4 protein-coding genes are annotated in these 5,446 nt (G+C 71.5%); all 4 read right to left on the bottom strand.

The window, feature by feature from the left end; genetic code table 11:
• Nucleotides 1-1,509: NCS2 family permease (locus J0670_RS28870; RefSeq protein WP_207814632.1), on the bottom strand; the 1,509-nt coding region annotated here is incomplete at its 3' end.
• Between the two features lie 6 nt (nucleotides 1,510-1,515).
• Complete coding sequence (gene pucD, locus J0670_RS28865; RefSeq protein WP_207814631.1) at nucleotides 1,516-3,882, bottom strand: xanthine dehydrogenase subunit D; 2,367 nt, start codon at nucleotides 3,880-3,882, stop codon at nucleotides 1,516-1,518.
• Entirely contained in the window at nucleotides 3,879-4,367 is a 489-nt protein-coding gene (locus J0670_RS28860; RefSeq protein ID WP_207814630.1) for a (2Fe-2S)-binding protein, read from the bottom strand. The genes pucD and J0670_RS28860 overlap by 4 nt, the downstream gene beginning before the upstream one ends.
• A complete protein-coding gene (locus tag J0670_RS28855) occupies nucleotides 4,364-5,251 on the bottom strand; it encodes a xanthine dehydrogenase family protein subunit M (RefSeq protein WP_207814629.1) in 888 nt (295 codons plus the stop codon). Before J0670_RS28855 ends, J0670_RS28860 begins: the two co-directional genes overlap by 4 nt.
• Nucleotides 5,252-5,446 lie beyond the last annotated feature (195 nt).

Raw genomic sequence — 5,446 nt, 5'->3', positions numbered from 1 at the left:
GAGCGCGAAGTACGCCACGAAGACGGCGGTGAGGATCCACATCAACGGCCCGGGCTCGCGCCATCCGCCCCGGCCGGCCTTGATCACCGTGTACGAGACGACCCCGGCCGCGACGCCCGCCGTGATGCTGTAGGTGAACGGCATCAGCACGCAGGTGAGGAAGGCGGGGACGGCGACCTCGCGGTCGGCCCAGTCGATGTGCCGGGCCTGGCTCATCATCATCGAGCCGATCACCACCAGGGCGGCGGAGGCGACTTCGACCGGGACGACGCCGGCCAGCGGCGAGAAGAACAGCATCAGCGCGAACAGCGCGCCGGTGACGGTGGGGGCGAGGCCGGTCCGGGCGCCGTCGCCGACGCCGGTCGCGGACTCGACGAAGACCGTCTGGCCGGAGGCGCCCGCCAGGCCGCCGACCGCGCCGCCGGCGCCGTCGATGAACAGGGCCCTGGACAGCCCTGGCATCCGGCCCCGGTCGTCCGCGAGTCCGGCCTCGGTGCCGACGCCGATGATGGTGGCCATCGCGTCGAAGAAACCGGCCAGGACGAGGGTGAACACCGCGACCGAGGCGCTGATGGCGCCCATGCGGCGGCCGCCGAAGGCGCCGAACAGGTCGACGTGGCCGAACAGGCTGAAGTCGGGTGCGGAGACCGGGCTGCCGGGCCACACCGGGGCGGAGTCGCGCCAGGCGTCGGCGGGTACGTGTCCGGCTCCGGTGACGACCATCGCGAGTATGGTGCCGCCCGCGATGCCGATCAGGATCGCGCCGCGGACGCCGCGTGCCATCAGCACGAAGATCGCCAGCAGGGTGACGCAGAAGACCAGCACCGGCCAGCCGGTCAGCTCGCCGGCCGGGCCGAGCGAGAGCGGGGTGGGGCCGCCGGTGTGCACGAAGCCGGCCTTGTGGAGGCCGATGACCGTGACGAACAGGCCGATGCCGATGGTGATCGCGTGCTTGAGCGGCAGCGGGATGCCGTTCATGATCCTCTCGCGCAGGCCGGAGACCACCAGCAGCACGATCAGCAGGCCGTAGATCACGCACAGGCCCATCGCCTGCGGCCAGGTGGTGTGCGGCACGACCAGGGCGGAGACCGCGCCGGAGACCGAGAGCCCGGCGGCCATGGCCAGCGGCACGTTGCCGACCAGGCCCATCAGGACGGTGGTGACGGCGGCGGCGAGCGCGGTGGCGGTGGTCAGCGCCGCGTGGTCGAGCTTGACGCCGTTGACGTCCGGGCCGCTGAGGATCAGAGGGTTGAGCAGGATGATGTAGGCCATCGCCATGAAGGTGGTGAGGCCGCCGCGCAGCTCGTCGGCGAGGGTCGATCCCCGGGCGGAGATCCTGAAGTACGAGTCCAGCACGCCTTTCTGACGTCTCTGATGCACCGTCAGGTCTGGTGTCGGGTCTGGTGAAGAGGTTGATGCCGGGTCCGACGCCGGGGGCGAGAGGTGGGTCTCGTCCCCGGCGGGTCCGTCCGCTGCGGTGCTGCCGGGTTCCGTGGGGATCCTGGGCATGTCCGGTCAGCCAGGCTGTTCGGTGGTCAGGTGCTCCGGTCGGACCGGGATCCGGTTGAGTGCCAGGCCGGTGGCGTTGCGGATGGCCGCCACGATCGAGGGCGTCGCCGAGACGGTGGGCGCCTCGCCGACCCCGCGCAGCCCGTACGGGGCGTTGGGATCGGGCAGTTCGAGGATCTCCACCGGAATCGGCGGGGTGTCCAGGATGGTGGGGATCAGGTAGTCGGTGAAGGAGGCGTTGCGCACCTTCCCGTCCCGCACGATGATCTCCTCCATCACCGCGAGCCCGAGCGCCTGGGTGCAGCCGCCCTGGATCTGGCCGACCACGGAGAGCGGGTTGAGCGCCTTGCCGACGTCCTGGACGGCGGTGAGCTCGACCACCTTGACCAGGCCCAGTTCGACGTCCACGTCCACCACCGCGCGGTTGGCGCAGAAGGTGTACTGGACGTGGCCGAAGCCCTGGCCGGTCTCCTTGTCGAAGGGCTGGGTGGGCCGGTGGCGGTGTTCGCGGGTGTGCTCGATCGCCTCGTCGCCGAGCAGGTCCACCACGGACACCAGCGGTCCGGCAGCGGCGGATACCACCTTGCCGCCGGCCAGCGTGAGGTCCTCGTGGGTCCAGCCGTAGCGGCGGCGGCCCCTGTCGATCAGCTCCCGCCGGACGGCCTCGGCGGCCAGCTTCACCGCGCCGCCGGTCATGTACGTCTGGCGCGAGGCGGAGGTCGAACCGGCCGATCCCACCTGGGTGTTGGCCGGGTGGATGGTGACCTGCTCGACGCCCAGCTCGGTGCGGGCGATCTGGGCGTGCACGGTGACGCCGCCCTGGCCGACCTCGGCCATCGCCGTGTGCACCATGGCGACCGGCTCGCCGCCGATCACCTCCAGCCGCACCCGGGCGGTGGAGTAGTCGTCGAACCCCTCGGAGAAGCCGACGTTCTTGATGCCGACCGAGTAGCCGACGCCGCGCACGATGCCCTCGCCGTGCGAGGTGTTGGACAGCGCGCCGGGCAGCTGGCGCAGGTCCGGGTCGCGGGTGTCCAGCGGCGGCGGCAGCGGCATGTCCTTGGCCCGCTGGAGCAGTTCGGCCACCGGCGCGGGCGCGTCGATCTCCTGCCCGGTGGGCATCCGGTCGCCCTGCCTGACGGCGTTGAGCTGCCGCAACTCGACCGGGTCCATGCCGAGTTCGGCGGCCAGCTTGTCCATCTGCGACTCGTAGCCGAAGGCCGCCTGCACCGCGCCGAAGCCGCGCATCGCCCCGCAGGACGGATTGTTGCTGTAGAGCGCGATGGCGTGCATCCGCACGTTCGGGATCACGTACGGGCCGTTCCCGAGCGAGGCGGCGTTGCCGACCACGGCGGGGGAGGCGGAGGCGTACGCGCCGCCGTCCAGCACGATCCGGCAGTCGGCGAAGACCAGCTTTCCGTCCCGGGTCGCGCCGTGCTCGTAGTGCATCCTGGCCGGGTGGCGGTGCACGTGGCCGAAGAACGACTCGTCCCGGGAGTAGACGATCTTGACCGGTTTGCCGGTGTGCAGGGCCAGCAGGCAGGCGTGGATCTGCATCGACAGGTCCTCGCGGCCGCCGAAGGCGCCGCCGACGCCGGCCAGGGTGAGCCGGACCTTCTCCTCGGGCAGGTTCAGCACCGGCGCCATCTGCCGGCGGTCGACGTGCAGCCACTGGGTGGCGATGTAGAGGTCGACGCCGCCGTCCTCGGCGGGCACGGCCAGGCCCGACTCGGGGCCGAGGAAGGCCTGGTCCTGCATGCCGATCTCGTAGTCGCCGCTGACGATGACGTCCGCCATCGCCCGCACCTCGTCGGTCACGCCGAGGCCGGAGACGAGCCGCTGCTCGTGGCAGATGTTGCCGTGCGCGTGGGACTTGTACTCGTGCGGCTCGTGCACGTACCCGTACGTCTCCGGGTGCAGGCACTGCTCCTCGGTGACGATCGGGGGGAGCACCTCGTACTCGACCTTGATCCGCTTCACCGCGCGCCGGGCCGTCTCCGGGTGGTCGGCGGCGACCAGCGCGATCGCCTCGCCGTGGTAGCGGATCCGGTCGATCGCCAGGGCGGGCTGGTCCGCGATCTCCAGACCGTAGTACTTGGTGCCGGGGATGTCCTCGTGCGTCAGCACCGCGTAAACGCCGGGCACCTTGAGCGCCTCGGTGATGTCCACCGACAGGATGTTGGCCCGGGGGTGCGGCGAGCGCAGCGCCGTGCCCCACAGCATGTCCTCGTGCCACAGGTCGGAGGAGTACGCGAACTCGCCCCTGACCTTCAGGTTGCCGTCCGGGCGCAGCGGCGAGCCGCCGATGCCGTCCTTGGCGGCCTGGTTGATCTTCTGCAGGTTCTTCTCGCCCTGGATGGTCCGCGCGGTCATTCCGCACCACCCCTGCTGACGCACTTGCGGGCGGAGGCGAGCCGCACCGCGTCCATGATCTTCTCGTAGCCGGTGCAGCGGCACAGGTTGCCGGACAGCGCCTCGCGGATGTCGTTGTCGCTCGGCTGCGGGTCCTGCTCCAACAGGGCGTCGGTCTGCACCAGCAGGCCCGGGGTGCAGAAGCCGCACTGGACGGCGCCGGCGTCGACGAACGCCTGCTGGACCAGGCCCAGTTCGCCGTTCTCCCCGGCCAGGCCCTCGACCGTGCGGACCTCGCGGTCCTGCACCTGGCCGGCCGCGACCAGGCAGGAGCAGACCGGCACGCCGTCCAGGTAGACCGTGCAGGACCCGCACTCGCCCTGTTCGCAGGCGTTCTTCGAACCCGGCAGGCCGATCCGCTCGCGCAGCACGTACAGCAGGCTCTCGCCCTCCCACACGTCGTCGGCCTCGACCGGTTTGCCGTTGGCGGTGAACGTGACCCTCATGCCGCGCTCCTGATCTGCTTGCCGTAGTCGTTCCAACACCAGGTGAGGGTGCGGCGGGCCATCACGGCCAGCGCGTGCCGCCGGTAGTCGGCGGTGCCCCGGACGTCGTCGATGGGCGCGGCGGCGGCCTTCACCAGCTCGCCGAAGCGCTGGACCACCTCGGGGCCCAGCGGCCCGCCGGACTCCCAGAGCCCGCGCTCGGCGAGCACGCCCCGCAGGTACTCCTCGGCCTCGACGGCGCGGCGCGGCGTGGGGGCGGCCGAACCGATCCCGGTGCCGACGGTGCCGTTCTTCGGGTGGAGGGCGAAGCCGAAGGCGCAGACCGCGATCACCATGGCGTTGCGGGTGCCGATCTTCGAGAACTGCTGCGGGCCGTCGGCCACCGGGATGCGCACGGCCCGGATCAGCTCGTCGGCGGCCAGGCAGTTGCGCTTGACCCCCAGGTAGAAGTCGTCGATCGGGATCATCCGGACGCCGCGCACCGAGGCCGCCTCCACGCACACGTCCCGCCCGGCCGCCAGCAGTGCCGGGTGGGAGTCGCCGGCCGGGGAGGCCGCGCCGAGGTTGCCGCCGACGCCGCCGCGGTTGCGGATCTGCGGCGAGCCGACGGTGCGCGCCGCCAGCGCGAGCCCGGGCAGCGGCCCGGACAGTTCCGCGATGATCCGGGCGTACGGGACCGAGGCGCCGAGCCGGACGACACCGCCGTCGTTCGTCCATTCGGTGAGCTCGGTGACGCGGTTCAGGTCGAGGATCGCGGATGGCCGGTGCACGTCGAAGTTCAGCTCGACCATGACGTCCGTGCCGCCCGCGATGGGCAGCGCGGTCGGGTGCTCGGCCTTCGCCGCGAGCGCCTCGTCCCAGGTGGCGGGCCGAAGGAACTCCATGCGGGTGTCTCCTCAAGTCGTCGACCGCCGGGCGCCCGGCGGCGTGTCGCCCAGTGAACCCCTGTGACGCGGCCCACTGGCAGTCACCGATGGCATGAAGTCCCGGCTGTGAGCCCGCCCGGCATCCTGTACGTTCCTCTAAGGAGGAGAATCCCGCCGCCCAGGTGTTCACCCGGTGCTACCTACGACCGTAAT

Origin of the sequence: Streptomyces sp. FH025 (assembly GCF_017427025.1) — a bacterium.
In the GTDB taxonomy this organism is placed as follows: domain Bacteria; phylum Actinomycetota; class Actinomycetes; order Streptomycetales; family Streptomycetaceae; genus Kitasatospora.
This window is presented reverse-complemented; position numbering and strand designations above follow the sequence as displayed.